This is a genomic window from Pseudomaricurvus alkylphenolicus, assembly GCF_011683955.1.
Classification (GTDB): Bacteria; Pseudomonadota; Gammaproteobacteria; order Pseudomonadales; family Cellvibrionaceae; genus Pseudomaricurvus; species Pseudomaricurvus alkylphenolicus.
This window is the reverse complement of the sequence record NZ_JAAQPI010000015.1, coordinates 25,721-48,470: the sequence shown is the minus strand read 5'-3', so window position 1 is coordinate 48,470 and position 22,750 is coordinate 25,721. Positions and strand designations below refer to the sequence as shown.

The following is a 22,750-nucleotide window of genomic DNA, read 5'->3' as shown; positions in this document are numbered from 1 at the left end:
GCAGGTTTGGTGCCTCAAGCGTCGACCGGGGGTTCCGTTTTCGAAGCTGTCGGGCGGCCGTCCCGGCTGCCCTCTCTCACAAAAAAGCCAAGCAAAAAGCGCTTGTCTTTTTTGCTCCTTCGGCGCCCTCTTTGATGCTTCGAAAACGGAACCCCCGGTCGCCGCTGACACCGCGGTGTGTCTGGGGTGGTGCCTTAATTTTCTATAGACCCATTTGGTTTCCCTTGACCGGGTCCTATGGGTCTAACTTTGGCGTTTATTGATGCTTCAAAACGGAACCCCTGGTCGCCGCTGACACCGCGGTGTGTCTGGGCTGGTGCCCTAATCTTCCTGTCCTCCCCCTAAAGTGTGACTTCTCTCCGTCATAATACTTAAACACCTGTTTGACCTTTGGTGTATACTCAGCCGCCATATAAAAAAGGGTCCGAGACTGCCCCTACGGTGCCCAACACAAGAAACGTTCAGACAAGAGATCGAAAAGAGGTGGATATATGAGTCAACGTGAAGTTGTGGTTCTCAGCGGTGTTCGTACCGCAATTGGTACTTTTGGCGGCAGCCTGAAGGATGTTCCCCCTACGGATTTGGCTGGCCAGGTGGTGGCCGAGGCAGTTAAGCGTTCCGGTTTGCAGCCGGAGGATATTGGTCACGTCAGCATCGGTAATGTGACCCATTCCGACCGCCGGGATATGTATATGAGCCGTGTGGCAGCTCTGAAGGGCGGTTTGCCTGAGAGTACGCCGGCGGTAACAGTGAACCGTTTGTGTGGTTCCGGTCTGCAGGCGGTGATCTCCGCGGCTCAGTTGGTATTGTTGGGTGATGCCGAGGCGGTTGTGGCCGGTGGTGCCGAGTCAATGAGTCGTGTTCCTTATTGGTTGCCGAATGCCCGTTGGGGTGCCCGTATGGGTGATGCCCAGATGGTGGATGCGATGACCGGCGCTCTGACGTGCCCGATGGGTGATACTCATATGGGTATTACGGCGGAGAATGTTGCTGAGAAGTGGGGTATTTCCCGCGAGGAGCAGGATGCACTGGCGGCTCAGAGTCATAACCGCGCTCAGGTGGCGATCGAGAACGATCACTTTGGTGATCAGATTTTGCCCGTTGAGATTAAGACTCGTAAGGGCACGGTCGTGTTCGATAAGGATGAGCATGTTCGTTTTGATGCCAAGCCTGAGGATATGACTAAGCTGCGTCCTGTGTTCAAGAAGGATGGTAGTGTGACTGCGGGTAACGCTTCCGGTCTGAATGATGCCGCTGCGGCGATGGTGATGATGGATGCCGAGGCGGCTGCCGCTAAGGGTCTGAAGCCTTTGGCGAAGCTGAAGGGTTATTCTTTTGCAGGTGTTGAGCCCAAGTATATGGGTATTGGCCCTGTTCCTGCGGTTCGCACTCTGTTGGAGAAGGCGGGTCTGAGTGTTTCTGATATCGATGTCTGGGAAGTGAATGAGGCCTTTGCCGCTCAGGCGTTGGCAGTAGCCAAGGATCTGGATCTGCCGATGGAGAAGGTGAATCCGAATGGTTCCGGTATTTCTCTGGGTCACCCGATCGGTGCCACTGGTTCTGTGATTACGGTTAAGGCGTTGTACGAGCTGCAGCGCACCGGCGGTAAGTACGCCGTGGTCACCATGTGTATTGGTGGCGGTCAGGGCATCGCCGCGCTGTTCGAGCGTTGCGAGTAAGTTGCTGCTTGGGTTTCAGTTAACTTGAGCTGAAAAAGCCACTCTTCGGAGTGGCTTTTTTGTTTCCGGCGCCGTCGGAGTGAGGATGGTGGCGATTAGCTAAAAGCCTGTAGAGTGCGGGACGAATTTCAGGAGTAAAGACAATGAGTGAGTCTGTTGAGCAAGCGGCACCCCGATTGACGGATGCCAGCTTGAAGGTTGAAGGGGCGGTGGCGACTTTAACGTTTGAGCGCGATGATGTTCGCAACGCCATTACGGGAACCGCGCTGGTGGAGGATTTGCTGGCGGTTGCCGAGTGGGTGAATGTCGAGAAGTCGATTTCCGTGTTGGTGATTACCGGCGCGGGCAAAGGCTTTTCGGCCGGTGGCAATGTCAAGGATATGGCGAATCGTGGTGGCGATTTTGCCGGCGACGTGGAGGAGGTGGCGGATCGCTACCGCCAGGGTATCCAGCGTATGCCGCTGGCGATGGAGAAGATTGAGGTGCCAGTGATCGCTGCGGTCAATGGGGCGGCGATTGGAGCGGGTTTTGATCTCGCCAATATGTGCGATATTCGGCTGGCATCGGAGCGCGCCAAGTTTGGTGAGACGTTTGTGAATCTGGGGATTATCCCGGGCGATGGCGGTGCCTGGTTTATGCAGCGGTTGATCGGTTATCAGAGGGCAGCTGAGTTGACGTTTACCGGTCGCGTGATTTCGGCAGAGGAGGCGTTGCAGTACGGTGTGGTACTGGAGGTATTGCCGGCAGAAGAATTGCTGCCGAGAGCGCAGCAGTTGGCTCGGGAAATCGCGTCAAAGCCACCCCACGCTGTGCGATTGAGCAAGCGTCTGATGAAGATGGCGCAGCGCCAGCAGTTACCTGACTTTTTGGACGTGTGTGCCGCTTTTCAGGGTATCTGCCACAACAATCCCGACCACCTCAAAGCCGTCGAAGCCATGCTGGCGGCAATGGGCGGATCCAAATCGTAGATTCGGTGTAAGGGTGTGCTGACCGGCAGGGGCACGGATGACCCTGCCGAGCTTCGCCGATTACTCGGGAATTACGTTTTCAGCTTGAGGGCCTTTCTTGCCGTCAGTCACGTTGAACGAGACTTTCTGGCCTTCTGTCAAAGTTTTAAAGCCGCTGCCCTGAATCGCGCTAAAGTGAACGAAGACGTCTGGCCCAGATTCTTGCTCGATAAAGCCAAATCCCTTGGATTCGTTAAACCACTTCACTTGTCCGGTGTGTGTTGTAGACATAACTATTTTCTCAAACTGAAAGTAAAAGGCCCCGCTGCGGGGATGGTGCTAAGAAATCGTGGTGCTGCGTATGAAGAGCAAGGCGAGGTCGTGCCGAGGCGAGGTTTTGCCAGGAGGCCGTTGTACAGGTCTATCATAAAACTGTGCTGCTTTTCTCTTAAACCCACTGTTTTTTTAACCAATAGGTCTTCTTTACCAACAGGCGATTCTTCTATGCCATTGAGACTAAAAGAGTTATATGACCGTTGCATGAAAAGTCTGCGCAGAGCGCTTAACCAGAACTTCCCAACACCGATCCTAGCAGCAGTTTTTCAGGTTGCAAGGAATTTATTTATAATGCCGCACCACTGCCCCGGAGAGGGGCCCGGATCATAGCTGGAGCCATCGGTTTAAGCCTTCAAAGTTGTAGAAATATCATGAATAAAGAGAGTGTCATTCTTGTAGGAATGCCGGGCGCCGGCAAAAGCACATTAGGCGTCATGTTGGCCAAGGCGCTGGCCCGGGATTTTGTCGATACGGACTTGCTGATTCAGCTCAGGGCGGGCGCGACGCTGCAGGAGATTCTGGATGAGAAGGGTTACCAGGCTCTGCGCCGGCTGGAGGAAGAAACGCTGTTGGGGTGCGACTTTAGGCGCCACGTGATTGCGACGGGTGGCAGTGTGGTGTACAGCGATGCCGGCATGCGGCACCTGAAGCAGTATGGGCCGGTGGTGTACCTGGATGTGGAGCTGGATGAATTGCGCCGCCGTATCCACGATTACGAAACCCGGGGTATCGCCAAGCGCCCCGATCAGAGCTTTGAGTCACTGTTTGAGGAACGCAGGGCGCTCTATCAGCGCTATGCGGATATTGTGGTGAACTGCAACGGGGTTACCCAGGAGGAGTCTCTGGAGCAGCTTCTGGCGGCCCTGAGGGCCGGTTAAAAGGTGTGGTCAGCGGCGGACGCTGTCCAGCGGCAGCGAGGTGGTATATTTGACCTGTTTGAGAGCAAAGGTGGAGTTGACGGAAACCACGTTGGGCAAGTGAACCAAGGTCTTCTTCAGCAACTGCTCGTAGTGTTCCACGCTGTCCACTACCACCCGCAGCAGGTAGTCCTTGTCCCCCGTGGTGGAGTAGCACTCCACGATTTCCTTGACTTCCTGCACCGAGGATTCAAAGGCGTTCAGTGAGTCTTCGTCATGGCTCTTGATGGTGACATAGGCGTGGACGGTGACGCTGAGGGTCAGCTTTTGAGGGTCCAGCAGGGTGACCTTGCCGCGGATAAAACCGTCCGCCTCAAGCCGTTTGATACGCCGCCAGCAGGGGGTGTGGGAGAGTCCCACCAAATCCCCCAGCTCGTTCATCGAATAGTCGGCGTTTTCCTGCAGGGCTTTTAGTATTTTGATGTCGAAGTCATCTAGCTGGTTGACGTCTGGCATAGGCTCGGCTCTTCTTGATTCTTGTTGTTGTCGCTGGTTCCCGTTATCCCAACGGGATGTGTGTTTTGATGGTACTGTCCTATAAGATCTGGCCCATTGAGGTTTTGCAGGCAATGAATCCCAGCAGGTTATAAAATCATTATAGGTTTCAATCTCAGAGCTTCAATCAAGTTGCTGATTTTCTTTATACTTCCCCGCAATTTAAAGAACAATTGATATCACCAGGATGTATTTACAGAGGTTTTACCATGTTTGAGCAGCTCCAGCCCCTGCCCACAGACCCGATTTTGGGTCTTACCCGGGCCTATCAAGAGGATCCCAACCCCAGCAAGGTCGATCTGGGCGTGGGGGTCTATAAGGACGAACAGGGCAATACTCCGGTGCTGCAGAGCGTGCGCAAGGCCCTGGAGGTACTGCACCAGCAGGAAATGACCAAGGCCTACCAGGGTATGAGCGGCAATGTCGGCTTTAACCAGGCGCTGCAGTCACTGATTTTTGGCGGTGTTGAGGATGATCGCATTCGCACCCTGCAGGCCCCTGGCGGTTGCGGCGCCCTGCGACTGGCGGCGGAGCTGGTGGTCCGGAGCAATCCGGGGGCGGCCATCTGGGTGAGTACCCCCACCTGGGCCAACCATATTCCGCTGTTGGGCAATGCCGGGGTGGAGATCAAGGAGTATCCCTATTTTGACGCCGCCACCAGTACGGTTGATTTTGAGGCCATGCGTGAATGCCTGAGTCAGGTGTCCGCCGGAGATCTGGTGCTCCTGCACGGGTGTTGCCATAACCCTACTGGCGCGGATCTTAGCGATGAGCAGTGGGGGCAGGTAGCCAATCTCGCGGTTGAGCGCGGGTTTGTCCCCTTCGTGGACCTCGCCTACCAGGGCTTTGGGGCGGGTATCATGGAAGATGTCGCCGGTCTGCGCGCTATGGCGGCCAAAGTCCCTGAAATGCTGGTGGTGAGCTCTTGCTCCAAGAATTTCGGGCTGTACCGCGAGCGCACAGGGGCATTGTCGGTAATGGCGGCCTCCCCCAGTGTCGCTGATACCGCTATCAGCCAATTGCATAACGCCGCCCGTGGCATCTACTCCATGCCGCCAGCCCACGGCGCCGGCCTGGTGGAGTTGATTCTGACCACAGACAGTCTGCGCCAGATGTGGATTAACGAGGTGGACGAGATGCGCAACCGCATTCAGCAGCTGCGCAATGACCTGGCTGGAGCTCTGCAGGCGTCGGGGGATTTCAGCTTTATTTCCCGCCAGCGCGGTATGTTCAGCTTTCTGGGGCTGGATGAGGCTCAGGTGGAGCGTCTGCAGAAGGAGTTCAGCGTGTATATGGTGGGGTCAAGCCGCATCAACATTGCCGGAATCAATCGTCTCAATTTGGACTATCTGGCACATTCAATCGCGGCGGTACTCTAGCTCTATCCATAGCCGAAGCTAGCCGGCATCCTGCGACGCCTGGCCCTCCAGGCGCTCGCTTTCGAGCATCAATACCGCTTTGTGAGCGGGGATGGGGCGACTGAAGTAAAAACCCTGGGCCAGGTCGCACTGGCTGGCCTTCAGGAACACGAGTTGCTCTGAGGTCTCCACCCCCTCGGCCACCACCTTGAAGTGCAGCTGTTTGGCCAGGAAGATGATCACCGACGAAATTTGCATGTCCTGCTCGCTGTCGGGGATGTCCTTGATAAATTCGCGGTCGATCTTGAGGGTATCCACCGGTAGTTTTTTCAGGTAACCCAGAGATGAATAGCCGGTGCCAAAGTCGTCAATGGCGATACGAACGCCGAGTTTTTTAATGTCCTGAATCACCGCCAGACCGGCGTTCATGTTCTCCATCAACATGGTCTCGGTAATTTCGAGCTCCAGGTTGTTGGGATTGATGGGGTACTTTTTCAGGCACGACTTAAGGAAGGCCAGAAAGCTGCGTTGGGTGAAGTGCGCCGATGAAATATTGACGGCAATAGAGATATCCGGGTACAGGGCTTCGAGAACCTTGAGTTGTCGGCAGCTGGTCTCCAGGATCCAATTGTCCAACTGGCTGATAAACCCCATATTTTCCATGGCTGGGATAAAGGTGAACGGGGACAGTACGCCACGGTCCGGGTGATCCCAGCGCACCAGGGACTCGAAGCCCTGGATTTTGCCATCCATATTCACTTTGGGTTGCAGATACAGCGTAAATTCGTTGTTGCCGAAGCCCCGTCGAATCTCACTTTCCAGCGACAGATTGTCCTGCACTTCGGTGGCCATGTCGGCGTTGAACAGACAGTACTGGTTGCCGCCCATCTCCTTGGCTTTGTACATGGCGATTTCAGCGTGTTTGAGCAGATCGGAAGCGGAGTCTTTTTCGCCGGCAATCGACACGCCGATACTGCCACTGATCACCAGCGTAGTGCCCGACAGGCGCAGGGGCTGGCGCACCAGTTCCAGTACCTTCTGGCTCAGTGTCTGCAGTTGCTGCTGGCGTTTTGCCGAACGCACCAGAATGGCAAATTCATCACCGCCGGGACGGGCCACCAACCCGACGTTGCCCAGTGAGTTAATTAATCGTTCGGCAATCTGTTCAAGGATGAGATCCCCCTGCTGATGGCCGAGGGAGTCGATAATGCGTTTAAATTTATCCAGATCCATCAACACAATGGCAACCATCCGGTCGTCGTGGTCGTCGCCATGCAAGGCACGGATGTCATTCTGGGTTTCATATTGCAGCAGGTGCCGGTTGGCCAGTCCTGTCAGGCCATCAAACAGGGACAAGCGTTCCATTTCCTGGTCCAACACCTCGGAGACCTGCTCTCGGGATTCAAGCTGGAACGACAGATCCTCAACCGCGTCACCCAGTAAGTCGGATTCATCCGGCCATAGGGAGTGCCCCATATTCTGCAATTCCTGCCTGACCTGAAGGTAGTGTTTGTGCCCCAGCAGTGGCAGTAATGCCCCATGGCGTTTGATGCGGGAGGATAGGCCACGAGCGTTCATGAAAACAACGGAAGCTGCAATAATCACGATCATCAGGCAGCTGATGGCGATCAGGTTCAGAGGCGGCCCGGGCATTGCCGGATCAGGTATCTGTACCAGCATATACAACCCCGACTGGGTGTTGAGTGGCAACAGGGTCCAGGCATTGAGATCAGCGCCTGAACCTGTCACCACCACCTTGTGCAGCAGGCTCTGATAGGGCATCAGTGCAGTCAGTTTATTGAGATCGTTCTGGTCGATATTGCTGGCCACTATCCGAGCGAGCCAGGGCTCGGAGGCGTCCTCACTGACGCTGACTAATCCGGTACGTAAATCAGTATTGCGCCTTAGCCGTTGCGCCAGGGGAGACAGATCCCGGTACAGAGCCAACACCCCCTGCAGGTCACGGTTTTCCTGCATGGGCAGCAGCGTGGCAGTTGTGCAACGAGTCTCATAACAAAACTGGCTGTGCAGCATCTCGCTAAGCGGCGAAATTGTTCCGGAGGCGGTTTGACTGAGGGCTGGCACTGGGTACCGGGGAGGGAACTGCCCCAATTCCACCAGGGCGAGGCCCTGTTCATTGATGAGCTGCAAGCCGCCCACTCCCTCGGCGCTGTGGTGGTCCCGCCAGAGCTTCATCAGCTCCTGTTGCAAGACCCTCAGTTCATTGGGACCAGAGGTCGACCGATCGGCACTGTCAATGACTTCAATCCGATTAAGCCAATTGCGTGCCAGGTCCGCTGATCGGCTTTTATATTGCAGATTAGCGTCGACCAGGTTGAGTGCCAAGGCATGGTGCTCTTCCAGCAGCGTCCTGTGCAGTTCCTGTGTTTGCAGGTGTTTGTATACCAACAGCAACAGCGTGAAGAGCAGGCCCAGCAGTAAGGTTACGGAGAGGGCCAGTTTGAGTGGAATCCCCCCAGGCGGGCGTGAGCCTGCGGATAACGGGGAGCCTTTAGTAGATGTTGTTGCCAGGGGGGCTACTGGCGAATCCAGTTCATTCATGCTTTGCTTTGAAGGGGGGGCCATTCCGTTGGGTTCCTGCCTGTATTCAGTCGGCTAGAGTTCACCATAGAGTATAGTCGGGAATATCAGGCAGCGACTGGACTGGCCGAGCCTAATTTACGCCTTGGGAAAGCTAAATCGATTAAGGTAAGCTGTCGCCAGGTGTTCGATATCAGAGATTAACCGTTAGTGAAAACCACCTATGTCCGTCCGGGACGCATGGATAAGCGGCAGCGTTCCAAAAAGATCCACGTTTCTGAACTCCAGGTCGGCATGTATGTCTCCAAACTGGACCGGGATTGGTTGGGTACTCCTTTTCTGATGCAGGGCTTTGTGATCGAAAGCCGGCAAGATGTCGACACAGTCGCCGAATATTGTGAGCATGTGTGGATTGATGCGGTGCAGGAGACGTACGTTCCTGCTACGGAGAGGGCCGTGTTGGAGGCCCAGGAGAGGAAACAGCGCTATATCAATAAAGTCTCTGCCAGTGATGAGCACCGCCAGGCACTGGGGGTGTTCCGCGAGGCCCGAAGAATCACCAAGAGCTTGCTGGACGAAGCGCGACTGGGCAATTCCGTCAATGCAGAGCAGGCCAAAGAAACCGTCAGTGACTGTGTGCACTCGATTCTGCGCAACCCCGACGCCCTGATGTGGATGTCGAAAATGCGTAATGAAGACGAGTACACCTCTGAGCACTGTCTCAATGTTTGCATTCTGGCCATTTCCTTCGGGCGCCATTTGGGCGTGATCGAGGAAGATTTGCACAAACTCGGGCTCTGTGGCCTATTGCATGATGTCGGGAAAATGAAGATAGACCCCAAGGTTCTCAACAAGCCGGGGCGGTTGACCGAAAAAGAATTCAAGCTGATCAAATTGCACACGATTCACGGGCGAAACCTGTTGATATCGGCGCCCGGCTCATACCATGGGGTTGTGGATGTTGCATACAGCCATCACGAGCGTATCGATGGCGCCGGTTATCCCCGTGGGCTGAAGTCAGCCGGCATATCCCAGTTTTCCCGCATTATTTGTATCGTGGATGCCTACGACGCCATGACAGCCAAGCGCTGTTACGATGATGCCCGCCCTACCACCGAAGCCCTGAAGATTATCTACGACAATCGCGGCACTCAGTTTGACGAATACTACGCCGAACGATTTCTGGAGATGGTGGGACTCTATCCCCCGGGAAGCATTGTCGAATTGACCAACGGTTGCGTCGCTATTGTGATGAATACCAATCACCGCTACCGCCACTTGCCCAAGGTTCTGGTGGTGATGAATGCAGTGAAAAAACGCGTGAAAGAAAAAATTCTGAATCTGGCTGATATAGAGCGTGATAAGCTGGATAAATCGTTTCTGATCCGCAAGGTGCTTACCGAAGGAAGCTACGGTGTGTATCTGAAGACCTACAAAGAAAAGGGATTGGAGATCAGTTTCGATTAAGCCCGCTTACGCTTTGCTCCGGCGCTCCGATGCCATCGGGATGGCTATCGGGCGCAATCTGTTCTTACGTGGTTTCTCGCTGCGATTGGCAGCTGACATAGTTAACGTCGAGAACTTCATCGGCGCAATGCTCGGGGTCCACTTCATCCTCGGTGTGGGTCTGTGCCAGTACCATGTACACACAAGGTAGCACGATAAGTGTAAACACCGTACCGATAACCATGCCCGCAACCAGTATGATACCGATACTGTTGCGTGCTTCGGCGCCGGCTCCGGTCACCAACACCAGAGGGAAGTGACCCAGAGCGGTGGCGGCTGTCGTCATCAGTACCGGTCGCAGCCGGGTCTCGGCCGCATTTTTGATCGCCTCCAGCTTGCTGAGACCGGTGGCTTGCAAGTGATTGGCAAATTCAACGATCAGGATTCCGTTTTTGGCAATTAATCCGACAAGGGTAATAAATCCAATTTGAGAATAGATATTAATGGTTGTCCAACCCAGGAAGGGGAACATCAGCGCACCGGCCATCGCCAGGGGAACAGAGCCCACCAGTACCACCAAAGGGTCGCGGAAGCTATTGAACTGCACCGCCAGTACCAGGTATACAAACACCAGGGCAATGCCCAACACACCCACCAGGGTATTGCCCTCCTTGCGCAGCTGACGGGATTCACCGGCATAGTCGATGGTGTAACCGTCCGGTAGCAATTCAGTCGCCGCCTGTTCCAGGGTGGAAAGCCCTTGTTCTTTTGTCGTTCCGGGGATCAGGCCACCGTAGATGCGGAAAGCGTTTTTCTGCTGGAATTTACCCAGCACTCGCGGCGCAACAATTTGCTCCAGCCGTGCGATGGCAGACACAGGTACCAGATCGCCATTGGGAGTGCGCAACTGCAGCTCTAACAGCGCTTCGGGAGTGAGCCGGGAGTACCCCTCCACCATGGGAATCACCCGGTATGCCTTACCCTTGAAATCGAATCGATTCACATAGTTTCCGGACAACAGCACACTCAGCTGGCGACTGACACCGGATAGATCCATGCCCAGGTCGGCAATGCGCTCGCGGTCCAGAATAAACTGGATCTGAGGCAGGTCGGCCTTTAAGTCGGTATCCAGAAACATAAAGCGGCCGCTCTGGTATCCGGCTGCCATCAGCTTCTGGGCATATTGGTTCATGTCGATGGCGGAATCGGGCGACTGCACCACCATTTCCACATCAAAATTTCCGGCGGTGGGCAGGGGGGCGCCCAGCACGGGCAATGCTTTTAACCCCGTCATTCCCGAAAGAATCTGGAAGGCCTCGGGCAGCAATTCCTGCACACTGCGCTCGCGTTGATCAAAGTCCTCGAAACTGACGCCGCCCACGGCACCGCTGGAACGCACGATTTGCCACATATGATGGGCTCCGGGCAACTGCAGCATGGAGTCCACAATGTCGTGCATATAATCAGTGGTGTATTCCAATGAAGAATCCGGAGCCGCCTGGACGATGACATTGATAGAACCCTCGTCCTCGATAGGTGCCAGCTCCTGTTGCGAAAGCAGGAAAAACGGCACCGCCAGCAATGAGATAAACAGGCCTGCAAAAAGTACCTGGTTGCGCCAGGCGAACACTTTGTCCAATAGCCGACCATAGGCAAAGTGCAAACGGTCAAAGTTCTTGTTGACCCAGCGAGTGGTGGTGCCTTCTTTACCACCCTCGGGGCTGGCATAGGCACTCATGATGGGTGACAGGGTCAATGCCACCAGGCCCGAGATCAATACGGCCACGGAAAGCGTAAAGGCAAACTCTTTAAACAGCAGCCCGGTCAAACCTGAGAGGAAACCAATAGGAGCATAGACAGCCGCCAGGGTGATGGTCATGCCGATAATCGGCGCCAGCAGCTGCCGTGAACTGGCCAGCGCCGCCTGGGTGCGGCTCATGCCCTCGCGCATATAACGAGACACATTTTCCACCACCACAATGGCGTCGTCCACGACCAGGCCAACAGACAGCACGATGGCCAGAATGGTAAGCAGGTTAAGTGAGAAACCCATCAGCGTCATGGCGGCTGCGGCGCCCAACAAAGAAATGGGAATCGTTACCAGGGGGACAACCGCAGTTCGAAATGAGCCCATCAATGTCAGTACCACCAGGCCGACCAACAGGATCGTCTCTACCAGGGTAGTGAAAATCTCCTGGATAGCGTCGCGCATGTAGAGGGTGCCATCGTATCCTATGCTGATCTCTAACCCATCGGGAAGGGTGGGGTTAATGGCATCCAATTGTTTATAAAGTTCGTCGCCAATCTCGATTTCATTGGCGCCGGGTAATGGCCACACGGATATATAGACGCTGGCCTCCTGGATGGAACGGGCGTTGACTTCGCCTTCTTCTTCGCCGAGTTCGATGCGAGCGATATCGCCCAGTCGAATCAGGGCGTCGTCACTTTCGCGAACCACCAATTGCTTGAAGTCGTCGAGGGTTTGCAGCGTGGTATTGGCTAACAGGTTAACACGTTGCAGCGCATTTTCGCTGCTGCCGATGGTGGCAATCACATTGTTGCCGCGCAGCGCGTTCTGAACATCCTCAGCGCTGACATTAAAGGCCGCCATCTGCAGAGGGTCGATCCAGACCCGCATCGCCGGATTGCGGCCACCCTCCAGTCCAATGCGCTGAACACCGGGAATGGAAGAGAGAATGGGGTTGACGTTGCGAGTCAAGTAGTCGGTGACTTCGCCACGGGAAAAGTTGCCCAGGTTCACCGGTAAATAAAAGATCGCGTGGGGACGATCCGCCCGAGTCACCCTGACAAAAGGATCTTCGGCGCCAGCAGGTAACTCAAACCGAATCTGGTCCAAGCGGGTAGAAAGCTCAGCCAATGCGTCGGCACTGTCTTCGTTGAGCTTCATCCACACGGTGACGGTGCTCAATCCGGCGAGGGTGTTTGAGTCCACAAAATCCACACCGGGCACAGTCGCGGCAACGCGTTCAATGGGTTCTGTGATAAAACCCTGCACCGTTTCGGCGGAGGCGCCAATATAGCTGGTGGTAATGACCAGAGAGGTGCTTTCCACACGGGGATACTGCAGTACGGGGAGATTAAGCGCCGCTCTGACACCCACCAGAATAATGCCCAGTGACAACACCACGGCCAGCACCGGTCGGGTGACAAACACATCCATGATGGTGGGGGCACCATATTGTCTGCTCATGGCTTACCTCAACGTGTCTGGCTGTTGGCCAGCGTGGGCCGTTCGCGGGTATACACCTTTAAGCCGTCTCTCAGCTTAAAGGCACCATTGGCTGCAATCAGAGTACCGGCGTCGATACCGGACTGAATGCTCACCCATTCGTCGTTTTCCGCTTTGGTCACAACGGGCAGGCGACGGGCACGGTAGGCGTCGCCCTCAACCTCAAGTTGGTAAACGTAACTGCCGAGGGCATCATGAGTGACGGCCGTTGCAGGCACGCGCACCCATTGTTCCTGTTCGCCAGTCTGTACGCTGACATTGACTGTGCTGTTGGGAGCCAGGTGTTCAGCTTGTTCCAACCGCAAGCGGAAGCGCAGGTTACGTGACTGTTCGGAGACAGCCGAGTCTCGAGCGATGATGCGCCCAACCAGGGCAGTGCCATTGGCCGGCATAACGATGGCCTCGGTACCTATGGCCAGCCCGGCATGCTTTTGGGGCAGGGTAAAGTCCACCCACTTTTCCGGGGTTACGCCCACCAGGGTGGTAATGGCGGTATTGCCTTGCAGATAATCGCCGGGTTCGAGCTGATGAATGCCGGTGCGGGCGGTGAAAGGTGCGCGCAGTGTTTTCTTGTCAATCACCGCCAGCAGCGCTTGAATGTCGGCTCGGGCAATATCAAATTCGGCCTGAGCCTGGTCCAGACGCTCTTCGCTGACGTTGCGATTCTTGCGCAGTTTGTCGACCCGCTTCAGGTCCAACTGCGCCAAACGGGCGCGGGCCTGGGCGGCTTTCAATCGCGCCTGCTCCTCGGTGATGTCCAGCTGAATCAGGACCTGGTTTTGTTGTACCAGGTCGCCGGAGCGGAAATTCACCTGTGTGACTCGGCCTTCGAGTTCATTGCGCAGGGTTTGGGTTTGAGGCGCTACCACATAGCCAATGGTGGTCACCTGGGCCTGCACTTCGTGGCGATCGGTAATCGCGGTTTCAACGGTTTCCGAGGGCTCCGGAAACGATTCGGCAAAGGCAATGGCGGCGCGGATCTGCATGGCCTTGTAGCCACCTAATGCGGCCAGCAGTGCGACGCAGCCAACCAGGGTAATAAGCCAGCGACGGGTATTCATAATCAATTCCTTTAAATAACTTCAGGCAATCTGCTAGCGCAGGCCGAGTTCTTCCAGGCGCTCTGCGACCTGTAATATGTGTTCCGGCTGCAGAGGTTCGCGCCAGAGAAAACTGTTGATCAGCTGTTGCATATTAACCACGTGGGGGTCGTTTACCGGCAGCGGGAACGGTAGACCGTGGTCTGCGGCGTTCTCGGCCAAGCGGCTCTTCAGGCTATACTGTTGCAACACCACCTGAATATGACCAACGCCCATGGTCCAAATGGCAAGGTTAAGCCGCTCCAGGTACTCCAGCGGCTCCCCTTCCGTCCCCAAATTGTCCTGCTCTACGGTTTTCTCCAAAAACTCACGAAAGATCTGCATGCAGCCAGCGTTGGATTGCGTCAACTTTTCCAGCCAGTGCGCTGAGCCGCGACGCTGCACGGCGTCGCTACTGATTAACATTTCCAGGTGACGGGAGAAGGGATAGGGATCAACCTTGTTGTAGTCGAACAGAGAGATCGCCAATAACCGCTGGGCGGGAGTGAGGTCATCCAATGCAAGAATGCGTCTGAAAACGCTTTGCAGATTTTCAAATGTGTGCATTCCAAGTGCGATGAGAACATCTTCCTTGGTATGAACATGCTTGTAGATGGAGCCCATCGACACACCGGCCTTCTTGGCGATGGCTGACATGGTGAAGTCCAGCAGTGAGGTCTGCTCTACACATTCGGCCGCGGCTTGCAGGATCTTCTGCTCCTGTTCCACAGGGCAGCATTTTGGCGCAGGGCACATAAGGATATTCCGGGTAATTTTATTCGAACGACATTATCCTTTCATTTGGTTGCCCTGTCAACTGATCAGGCCTTGTTCAGTTCGGCGAGTGCCTTGAAGCGCCTCAAAACCCGCTCTCGGGCCTCTCTGTAGTCGATAACAGGCTCCGGATAGCCGCAGACCTGCCGCTGGCTGCTACTGGGATTGTGAATGCTGCGCCGATCCAGTTTGGCCAATTCCGGTATAAACCGGCGTATAAATGTCCCGTCAGGGTCAAACTTCTCGGATTGTCTGGTGGGGTTAAAGACCCGAAACCAGGGGCTGGCATCGCATCCGGTAGAGGCACTCCACTGCCAACCGCCATTGTTGGAGGCAAAGTCACCGTCCAGCAGGCGGGACATAAAATAGGCTTCACCGCCGTGCCAGTGGTGCAGCATCAGTTTGGTGTAAAAGCTGGCGCTGATCATACGCAGGCGATTGTGCATCCAACCGGTGCGATTGAGTTGGCGCATGGCGGCGTCGACGATGGGGTAGCCGGTGTTGCCGTGCTGCCAGGCTTGAATCTGACCGGCATCATGCTCCCACTGGATAAACTGTGTTTCGGGTCTAAAAGGCTGCAGGCGCGACAGCTGGGGAAAATACAGCATCAGGTAGCGATAAAATTCCCGCCATGCAAGCTCTCGCAGCCAGACACTGTCCTGCCAGGTCTGGCCGTTAAATGCCGCTTCCTGTTGGATAAGCTGCAGACAGCGTCTGACCCCCAGAACACCACTGGCCAGATACGGGGACAGCGTACTGGTGCCGTTAACGGCCGGGTAATCCCGACGCTCGCTGTAGTCGATCGCACGTTGCTCAACAAAATCCCGCAACCGTTGCCGGGCGATGTTCTCCGAGGCGGGCCAGAGATCATCTCGATAGGGTTCTGTGCCGGGAAATTCGCACGCAACCGTTCCCATACTGTTATTCGATTGCAAATTGACAACCCCACTTTCCAAGGGTTCCGGGATCGGCAGCGGCATTGGGGAGTGTTGACCCAAATGCTTGAGCCAGGCCCGATACCAGGGGGTAAACACTTTGTAATATCCGCCCTGACCGGTTCGAAGCTGGTCTGGCGGTACCAGAAAGTCATTCAGTGTCGGCGTGCACTTTATGCCCTGCTGCCACAGCGTCTGCGAAACCGCGTAATCTCGGTTGATCTCGTCCAGTGGAACTTCCTGGTTGTACCACAGCTGCGTCACATTAAGCTGGCTGCAGAGGGTGGCCAGATCGGTGGGCAGTGTTCCAAAACCGGGGCTGGAGATGACTTCCAGAGGAATACCCAACGCCGCCAGCGGCTCGACAAGATTGTTAAGCAGGTCCTGCCGGAAGCCGATCTTGGCACGAGCTTCGCCGTGAATCTGCCACTGCTCGGGCGTGATGGTGTATATAGCCACCACGGGACAGTTATGCCGACAGGCTTGGTAGAGAGCGGGGTTGTCGTCCAGGCGCAGGTCATTGCGCAGCCACACGGCGTGTTTCAAGGGGTAGACTCGTTCAAAGATCAGAGGCTGTTGGTCAGGCCGAGCTCCTCGGGGTAGGGCTGCCAATAGCGTTGAGCGCGCACATATTCGCTGCCTTCACGGTCGATATAGTGCCGCAGCAGAGTCATGGGTGTCACCAAAGGCAGTTTGCCCTCGCGGTAGCGGTGGATGATCTCTGCAATGTGTTGTCGGGCCGGGGCGGGAACACTCTGCTTTAAATAGCCCAGCAAATGCAGCAACACATTGCAGTGGCTGCCTCGTTTGGCGGGTTTGGCGAGCGCTTGCATCAGCTGAGCCTGATACTCCGATAACAGCAGCTCCAGGGGTTCTTTACTGGCCCCGGAAAGGCGACGCCCCAAACGACGGTAAGTGGACTGGCAATGAGCCATCAGCACATATTTATAGGTGCTGTGAAACTGCAACAACCGGTGGTACCCCGGGTTGCTCAAGACCTCGGTACGAAAATGATGGTGTGCGTAGACCCGCAAAATAAAGTTCTCTCGCAGTACCGGGTCATGCAGACGGCCTTCTTCCTCCAGGGGTAGCAGGGGCCAGCGTTTACGCAGGGCGCTTGCAAACAAACCGGAGGTACGGGTATCCATCGGGTAACCGTTATCCCGGTATACCTTGATCCTTTCCAGGCCACAACTGGGAGAGTTTTTCATCAAAATATATCCGTCGAGATGGCCACAATCTTGAATTTTTCCGGCGAATCCCTGCTTCAGTTGCTCAGTCACATCTGAGTTGGGGTCTTTAGTGTAGGAGAGCGTTGGGTTCTCAGGGTCGCCGTTCAGGCGAAGGCTGGGGCGAGGGGTACCAAAGCCCGCGGCCACCTCTGGGCAGAAGGTATCAAATTGAAAGTGGTTGGAGAGCTGCTTGACACAGAGTTTGGACTGGCTGTGACCGCCGTTGTATCTTACGCTGTGACCGGCCAGGCACGCGCTGAGGCCTACTTTGATAGCGGGTAAGGCGGGTTCCTGAATGCTGCTGGTTGCGATCAAGGTACTTTTGCTCATTATCCGGTGCCTTTTCGATTGGGCTGGTCTGATAACCTACGGCGCCCAGTGTCCACCGGATCACTTTTGGGAACTATAGAAGCCCCATACGCACTAAGAAACATGCACATTAAATTACACGCAGCCATTAGCTACCTACTCCTGAGCCTGCTGTTGCAGCCGGTTTGGGCGGCTTCTGCTGCGCTGCAGTTCGACAGCGGCCCCAGACCGGTGGCGCTGCTGGAAATGTTCAGCTCCCAGGGTTGCAGCAGCTGCCCGGCGGCAGAGCGGTGGATGTCCACACTCAAGCAGGACCCGCGCCTGTGGCGTCAGTTGGTACCGGTGGTTTTTCATGTGGACTACTGGGATTACCTGGGCTGGCGTGACCCTTTTGCTTCGATGAAACACTCTCAGCGTCAGCGTCGCTACCATTTGCACCAGCGCTGCAAGGCCGTGTACACACCGGGGTTTATGCTGGCCGGAAGCGAGTGGCGTGATTGGTTCAATCGCCGGGAGTTGCCGACGGATCTGCCGGGCCACTTGAGTAATCAGGTGCCCAAAGCTGCCTTCGGATTCTCCACGGCGAGTACGTCCACGTCCGATGTGGGGCGGCTGAAAATAGAGGTTGAAAACGGCCAATACAGTGCGCGTTTTATTCGCAATGCCGATAACCGGGGTTTGGTATTTAATATCGCCCTGCTGGGGTTTGATCAGGTCACCGACATTGGTTCGGGTGAAAACCGCGGTCGGCGTTTACCCCAGGATTTTGTCGTGCTGGTTCACCACACCGAGACTGCGGATAAACCCATGTGGAAGGGTTCGTTACCCGCCTCGCCACTGCCGGGCAAAAAAGCCGTGGCCTTCTGGGTCAGTCATGGCAACGATCCGGCACCTTTGCAGGCGACCGGCGGTTGGTTGCCAGAGTAACCGAACTTTATAGTCAGCCGTTCATCAGCGCCTGCAGGGCCGGGCCGGGCATTGCTTTCATGTCGTGCGGATCAATTTCCTCATGACACTCCGGGCAGGTGAGCACTGGCATGATATTGTTGCCGCAGGATTTGTGCTCATATTCCATGGGCTTGCCGCCATCGCCCGCCATCCATTTATCACCCCATTTGACCAAAGTCATAATCACCGGATACAACTCTTTGCCGCGATCTGTGAGCCGATATTCGTAGCGCACCGGATTGCTTTGATATTGCACCTTCTCAAATACCTGGTCTTCCACCAGTTTGTTCAACCGGTCCGACAAGCGATGTCGAGTCAGGCCTATATCCTTCTGGAATTCTGAAAAGCGGCGGGCGCCCAAAAAAGCACTGCGGATAATCAATAACGTCCAGCGGTCGCCGACAACGGAAAGCGCCCGGGACACCGAACAAACGTCTTCACCTATATCCGCCCAGCGCACGGTCTCTCCTGTTTGTTGAGGCTTGAGTTGGTTCCATAACGATACTATAGCTTGGCGTGTTCGGTCAAAACCGACACCGATTTGTTGAAAATGGACTAAATCGCCACTGTGCTGCCCGTTTCCGTCATTGTTTGGTAAGGGTTAATCCCTAAAATAGCCGCCATTCAATACTCTTTGCAGTATTTGTCACCAATCAGGCCAGGGACCGGCTCGCGCGGCGGTAGCCCTACAGTTCTCGGTGACGGCAGGTTTCTCAAACTGAAAGGGCACATTCGCCATGAAACAACTGACTGCACTTGATGCCGGCTTCTGGTACGCCGAAACTCCTTACCAGCCGATGACCATTGCCGGGCTTTGGATTTGCGACCAATCCTCGGCCCCTGGCGGCCTGGTTCGGCACAAACAGGTACTGGAGTATCTTGAGGACAAGCTGCTATCCAATCCCATGTTCCGACGCCGCCTGCAAAAGGCTCCAATGGGACTCGATGACCCCTACTGGATGGATGATGACAACTTCGACCTTGAGTACCACGTCCGTCATGTGGGTCTGCCACAGCCGGGGGACTGGCGTCAGCTGTGCATCTTTACCGCTCGAATCATGTCGCGCACTCTGGATCTGGATCGGGCTCCCTGGGAAATCTACATTATCGAAGGCCTCAATAATGTTGAAGGCTACCCCGAGAACAGCTTTGCGGTTCTGCTGCGCATGCATCATGCCTATGCAGACGGCAAAACCGGTGTAGTGCTCACCACGGCATTGATGGAAGACCAGCCCACCTATGAGGCCGGTGGCCAGCGTCACGTCCCACTGTTGGAAAGGGCGCCCAGCAAACGGGAAATGTGGGCACGTACCACCCCACGTCTGTTTGGTCAGGCGGTTCGCAGTATTAAACACGGGGCAACCGTGGGGCGCAAAACCGTACAGCTGGTCAGCCGTTTGCGAGGGGATGCCAAGCCCGACCAGAGCCGGGCGCCGGACTGTCGTTTTAACGTTAATGTTACGCCGCACCGAACCTATGGTGCTTTGCGTTGGCAGCTGTCAGACCTGAAGAAGGCGCGCAAACTTCTACCGGATACCAGCGTCAATAACATCATTATTGCCATTATTGCGGGGGGTATGAGACGTTACCTGGAGCGACATGACCAGTTACCGGAATCATCGCTGGTTTCCTTGTGTCCGGTTTCGGTTCGCGAGAGTGGCCAGGAGCAGGACGCCGGCAATAAAGTCAGTGGTATGTTGATCGGCATCGGAACGGATATTGCAGACCCGGTCGAACGCCTGGGTAAGATTAATCAGCGTACCGCCAAGGGTATTCCGCTGGCGCGGGACGTTGTGGCTGATCTGGTCGAATCGGGTGGTGAGATGATGCCCGCTTACTTACGCTCGCTGTCGAACCGCCTGCTTAACAGTGTGCGCATTAATACCAAGTTGCGTTTGTTTAATACCATCATCACCAATGTGCCGGGTCCCACCGGAGCCAGCCAATACTATTTTGCGGGAGCGCCGGTGAAGTCCAGCTTCCCGTTAGTACCGGTTGTCGACAGTGTCGCCGTCAGCCATGGCATCAGCGGCGTTGGCAGTGAACTTTGCCTGGGTGTATTAGCTGATCGTGCGGTTCTCGAAGATATGTCGTTCTACATTGAGTGCATGCAGGCATCCACGGACGAGTATTTTGAGCTGGCTGCAGCGTTGACCAAAAAATCCGCCTAACGGGTAAAGTGCTTCACAATCTGGCACAGTTTTTCAGGTTGCAACGGCTTGACCAACCAACCGGTCAGGCCGGCGCGCTTGCCCTTGAGCTTGCTGGTATTGTCGTTTTCGGTGGTCAACGCGATCACCGGCACGTGTTGCAGATTCTCCAGGGCCCTGAGTTTTTCGGTAAGCTCATAACCGTCCATATCCGGCATATTGATATCCGTAATGACCATATCAAACTTCGAATCCCTGGCTAATTGCAGCGCTTCCTCGCCAGAGTTGGCGGTGCTGACCTCATAGCCCTGGTTCAGCAAAACAAAGTTGATCATGGTTTGTATCGATTGTGAATCATCAACGGTCAAAATATGTGTCATGGCAGGTCCTGTTATCCGTCCTTTTCCAGCTTGTCATTTAAGTTATTGATCAACCTGCTAAATCCGTCGGTGACCAGGCTGCCAGAAGCCAGTAACAACGCTGAGCGTTCCTGGGTTTCTTCGATCGCATTCTTCAGGATATTTTTCAGCGCAGGGGCCAGATCAATGGAGTTGGTGATATTGTAAACCTCCTTCATCAGCTTGTTCAAAACGGAATGCAACTCCTGACTCTGGTAATTCTGTTGCACTTCTATGTTCTGAATCTCCCGCTGGGTTGCCGTCAACAGTTTTTCCAGGGTTTTTTGCTGACGCCGACTGATTTCACTGGACTCCAACCGGTCGACACCAGCTGCGCTGATGTTTTTCAGCAACGACAAATTGTCGCTCATTTGTATTTTTCTTTCCGGGTCCTTGGGCAGGTTGGTCGCCATGATGGCAATCCGTGGACTGTATAGAAGAGGTTTTTCCGCCTGGTCGGAGGCTTTGGCAGTCTTCAGCCGTTTGATGTCAGCGGCATGGAATTCGGACTCCGGGGTGATGGAGGCATTAACAATTTTGGTGCGAATATCGATTGCGGGTGTTGGGCCCATGACGCGAACAGTGCTGTCCAGCAGGACCATCAACTCCTTGATGCTTGAGACGGCAGAACTTTCCATGGCGAATTTGGTCACGATGCTCTGGTCGCCATACAAGGTCATGGTGTTGTTCATCATATCGGTCATTTGCGTCAATTCTTGGGTCAACCGTTCGATTTCCTGATTGTCCTTCGATTGACCGTTGTCAAGCTGTTCCTGGTCCTCAATATTGGCCACCTGGCTGTAAAGCATTTCCACTTCACTCTCCAGTATAGAGATGCAGTGGTCGCATTCTTTTATCATCGCTTCAAGATCTGCGATGCGGTCAATCTTGGCTTTGACCTCTTCCTGGGTCAAATCGGAATGACTCTGCAGCTCTTTCTGCAGCGTTTGGATTTCCCGCTTCAGGTCCACAATGATATTGCGTTGCTCGCTGTTATTATTCTGTAACGATCGAATCTGGTCCAGGGTCATGCGCCGGCCTGCTTGTAAATCGTAGCCATCATTGTCCGAGGCAAAGGCCACGTTAGACTCGACGGATGAGCGAGCGGTTTCTATCTCAATGGTCGCCGAGCGGCCGGGCTGGTGCTGTTCCCGCAGCTGCTTTTGCATGCAATGGATCTGTTTATTCAGCGCCAGAATTTCTGAATCCGATTGGACCAGACTTGTCTGCAGTGTTTGGATTCGGTCCTTCAGAAATTGATTGATTTCAGGAGATGCCTTTTCCGTCGTCACAGTCTCCAGAAGTTCGGTCGACAGCGCCTGCTTGTGCTGATTCAATGTGCCGATGGCGTCGAGTGAGTTACGCGCGTTATCAACGTTCTCCATAGCGAAATTGAAGCGCTCTTCGGAAGGAATGTCCTCGATCTTGACCCAGGGCTGTGAGCTGCTCGAGGAGGAAATCATGTTTAAGGAGCGATTGATTTGCCGAATCCGATTCAGACTCTCCAGAGTTCGTTGATGGCGATTTTCCAGAATTTCTATACGATCATTCGCCCGTTGCAGCTCCATTTCAAGTTGGTGTTGATCCTTTTCCGAGGCTTTGAGCGCACGCACCCGCTCTCTCAGCAATTGAATCAGATTGTCCTTTTCGTCTGTGGCGGGCCGGGTTGGCGGGGGAGGTTCCAGGGGAGGCTGATCTGCGGGCGCTTCCTTGTCGGCCAGATGTTCGCGCAGAGTTTCATGTTTGAGTTTAAGGCGAGAAAGCGCGTTGCGAAGCCGGTACACGATCACGATCAACGCGACCAGAACGATCGCTTCGACGAAGATAAATTCCAGTAATAAGACAACAATGGGATCGTCCATGATCTTATCCGGCATGCGGCTGGCTTCCCTCTGTGTTACTCACTTGTGAGATTCCGTAGGTATAATTTGAGATTAGACCAGAGATTCAGCCGGC

At 54.9% G+C, this 22,750-nt stretch carries 18 protein-coding genes; 7 read left to right on the top strand and 11 right to left on the bottom strand.

Features of this window, described 5'->3' with window-relative positions:
- Positions 1 to 491: 491 nt before the first annotated feature.
- Both bktB and HBA55_RS28455 read left to right on the top strand, forming a co-directional pair.
- Positions 492 to 1,679 carry a beta-ketothiolase BktB gene (gene bktB / locus HBA55_RS28460; RefSeq protein WP_166998506.1) on the top strand — a complete coding sequence of 396 codons (1,188 nt, stop codon included), beginning with the start codon at positions 492 to 494 and terminating at the stop codon, positions 1,677 to 1,679.
- A gap of 143 nt (positions 1,680 to 1,822) precedes the next feature.
- Positions 1,823 to 2,647, top strand: coding sequence for an enoyl-CoA hydratase-related protein (locus HBA55_RS28455; protein ID WP_166998504.1), 825 nt, complete (start codon positions 1,823 to 1,825; stop codon positions 2,645 to 2,647).
- Between the two features lie 60 nt (positions 2,648 to 2,707).
- On the opposite strand, the gene HBA55_RS28450 is transcribed toward HBA55_RS28455, so the two are convergent.
- Positions 2,708 to 2,917: a cold-shock protein gene (locus tag HBA55_RS28450; RefSeq protein ID WP_166998502.1), complete on the bottom strand. Its 210-nt coding sequence runs from the start codon at positions 2,915 to 2,917 to the stop codon at positions 2,708 to 2,710.
- Between the two features lie 416 nt (positions 2,918 to 3,333).
- On the opposite strand from HBA55_RS28450, the gene HBA55_RS28445 reads away from it, so the two are divergent.
- Positions 3,334 to 3,840, top strand: coding sequence for a shikimate kinase (locus HBA55_RS28445; protein ID WP_166998500.1), 507 nt, complete (start codon positions 3,334 to 3,336; stop codon positions 3,838 to 3,840).
- Positions 3,841 to 3,849: 9 nt separating this feature from the next.
- Here the strand turns inward: HBA55_RS28445 and HBA55_RS28440 are convergent, their stop codons facing one another.
- Entirely contained in the window at positions 3,850 to 4,335 is a 486-nt protein-coding gene (locus HBA55_RS28440; RefSeq protein WP_166998498.1) for an Lrp/AsnC family transcriptional regulator, read from the bottom strand.
- Positions 4,336 to 4,583: 248 nt separating this feature from the next.
- Between HBA55_RS28440 and HBA55_RS28435 the strand changes: the two genes are divergently transcribed.
- Entirely contained in the window at positions 4,584 to 5,753 is a 1,170-nt protein-coding gene (locus HBA55_RS28435; RefSeq protein WP_166998496.1) for an amino acid aminotransferase, read from the top strand.
- Positions 5,754 to 5,771: 18 nt separating this feature from the next.
- Here HBA55_RS28435 and HBA55_RS28430 read toward each other — a convergent pair whose 3' ends face one another.
- Positions 5,772 to 8,318 carry a putative bifunctional diguanylate cyclase/phosphodiesterase gene (locus HBA55_RS28430; protein ID WP_166998494.1) on the bottom strand — a complete coding sequence of 849 codons (2,547 nt, stop codon included), beginning with the start codon at positions 8,316 to 8,318 and terminating at the stop codon, positions 5,772 to 5,774.
- 165 nt (positions 8,319 to 8,483) lie between these two features.
- Between HBA55_RS28430 and HBA55_RS28425 the strand changes: the two genes are divergently transcribed.
- A complete protein-coding gene (locus HBA55_RS28425) occupies positions 8,484 to 9,740 on the top strand; it encodes an HD-GYP domain-containing protein (protein WP_338109477.1) in 1,257 nt (418 codons plus the stop codon).
- A 64-nt stretch (positions 9,741 to 9,804) separates the two neighbouring features.
- On the opposite strand, the gene HBA55_RS28420 is transcribed toward HBA55_RS28425, so the two are convergent.
- The 5 genes from HBA55_RS28420 to HBA55_RS28400 form a co-directional block, all read right to left on the bottom strand.
- Positions 9,805 to 12,930, bottom strand: a complete 3,126-nt coding sequence (locus tag HBA55_RS28420; RefSeq protein ID WP_166998492.1) for an efflux RND transporter permease subunit — start codon at positions 12,928 to 12,930, stop codon at positions 9,805 to 9,807.
- 8 nt (positions 12,931 to 12,938) lie between these two features.
- On the bottom strand, positions 12,939 to 14,030 hold the full coding sequence (locus HBA55_RS28415) for an efflux RND transporter periplasmic adaptor subunit (protein ID WP_166998490.1): 1,092 nt from the start codon (positions 14,028 to 14,030) through the stop codon (positions 12,939 to 12,941).
- 33 nt (positions 14,031 to 14,063) lie between these two features.
- Positions 14,064 to 14,804 carry a TetR/AcrR family transcriptional regulator gene (locus tag HBA55_RS28410; protein ID WP_166998488.1) on the bottom strand — a complete coding sequence of 247 codons (741 nt, stop codon included), beginning with the start codon at positions 14,802 to 14,804 and terminating at the stop codon, positions 14,064 to 14,066.
- 65 nt (positions 14,805 to 14,869) lie between these two features.
- Entirely contained in the window at positions 14,870 to 16,303 is a 1,434-nt protein-coding gene (phrB, locus tag HBA55_RS28405; RefSeq protein WP_166998486.1) for a deoxyribodipyrimidine photo-lyase, read from the bottom strand.
- A gap of 20 nt (positions 16,304 to 16,323) precedes the next feature.
- Complete coding sequence (locus HBA55_RS28400) at positions 16,324 to 17,319, bottom strand: YbgA family protein (RefSeq protein WP_166998484.1); 996 nt, start codon at positions 17,317 to 17,319, stop codon at positions 16,324 to 16,326.
- A gap of 102 nt (positions 17,320 to 17,421) precedes the next feature.
- On the opposite strand from HBA55_RS28400, the gene HBA55_RS28395 reads away from it, so the two are divergent.
- Positions 17,422 to 18,225, top strand: a complete 804-nt coding sequence (locus tag HBA55_RS28395; protein ID WP_166998482.1) for a DUF1223 domain-containing protein — start codon at positions 17,422 to 17,424, stop codon at positions 18,223 to 18,225.
- Between the two features lie 13 nt (positions 18,226 to 18,238).
- On the opposite strand, the gene HBA55_RS28390 is transcribed toward HBA55_RS28395, so the two are convergent.
- Positions 18,239 to 18,706 carry a winged helix-turn-helix transcriptional regulator gene (locus tag HBA55_RS28390; RefSeq protein ID WP_166998480.1) on the bottom strand — a complete coding sequence of 156 codons (468 nt, stop codon included), beginning with the start codon at positions 18,704 to 18,706 and terminating at the stop codon, positions 18,239 to 18,241.
- 277 nt (positions 18,707 to 18,983) lie between these two features.
- On the opposite strand from HBA55_RS28390, the gene HBA55_RS28385 reads away from it, so the two are divergent.
- On the top strand, positions 18,984 to 20,417 hold the full coding sequence (locus HBA55_RS28385; RefSeq protein ID WP_166998478.1) for a wax ester/triacylglycerol synthase family O-acyltransferase: 1,434 nt from the start codon (positions 18,984 to 18,986) through the stop codon (positions 20,415 to 20,417).
- Here HBA55_RS28385 and HBA55_RS28380 read toward each other — a convergent pair.
- Together HBA55_RS28380 and HBA55_RS28375 are read right to left on the bottom strand one after the other, a co-directional pair.
- Complete coding sequence (locus HBA55_RS28380; protein ID WP_166998476.1) at positions 20,414 to 20,776, bottom strand: response regulator; 363 nt, start codon at positions 20,774 to 20,776, stop codon at positions 20,414 to 20,416. The two genes, HBA55_RS28385 and HBA55_RS28380, sit on opposite strands and share 4 nt — an antisense overlap.
- Positions 20,777 to 20,787: 11 nt before the next feature.
- Positions 20,788 to 22,671, bottom strand: coding sequence for a coiled-coil domain-containing protein (locus HBA55_RS28375; protein WP_166998474.1), 1,884 nt, complete (start codon positions 22,669 to 22,671; stop codon positions 20,788 to 20,790).
- Positions 22,672 to 22,750: the final 79 nt, after the last annotated feature.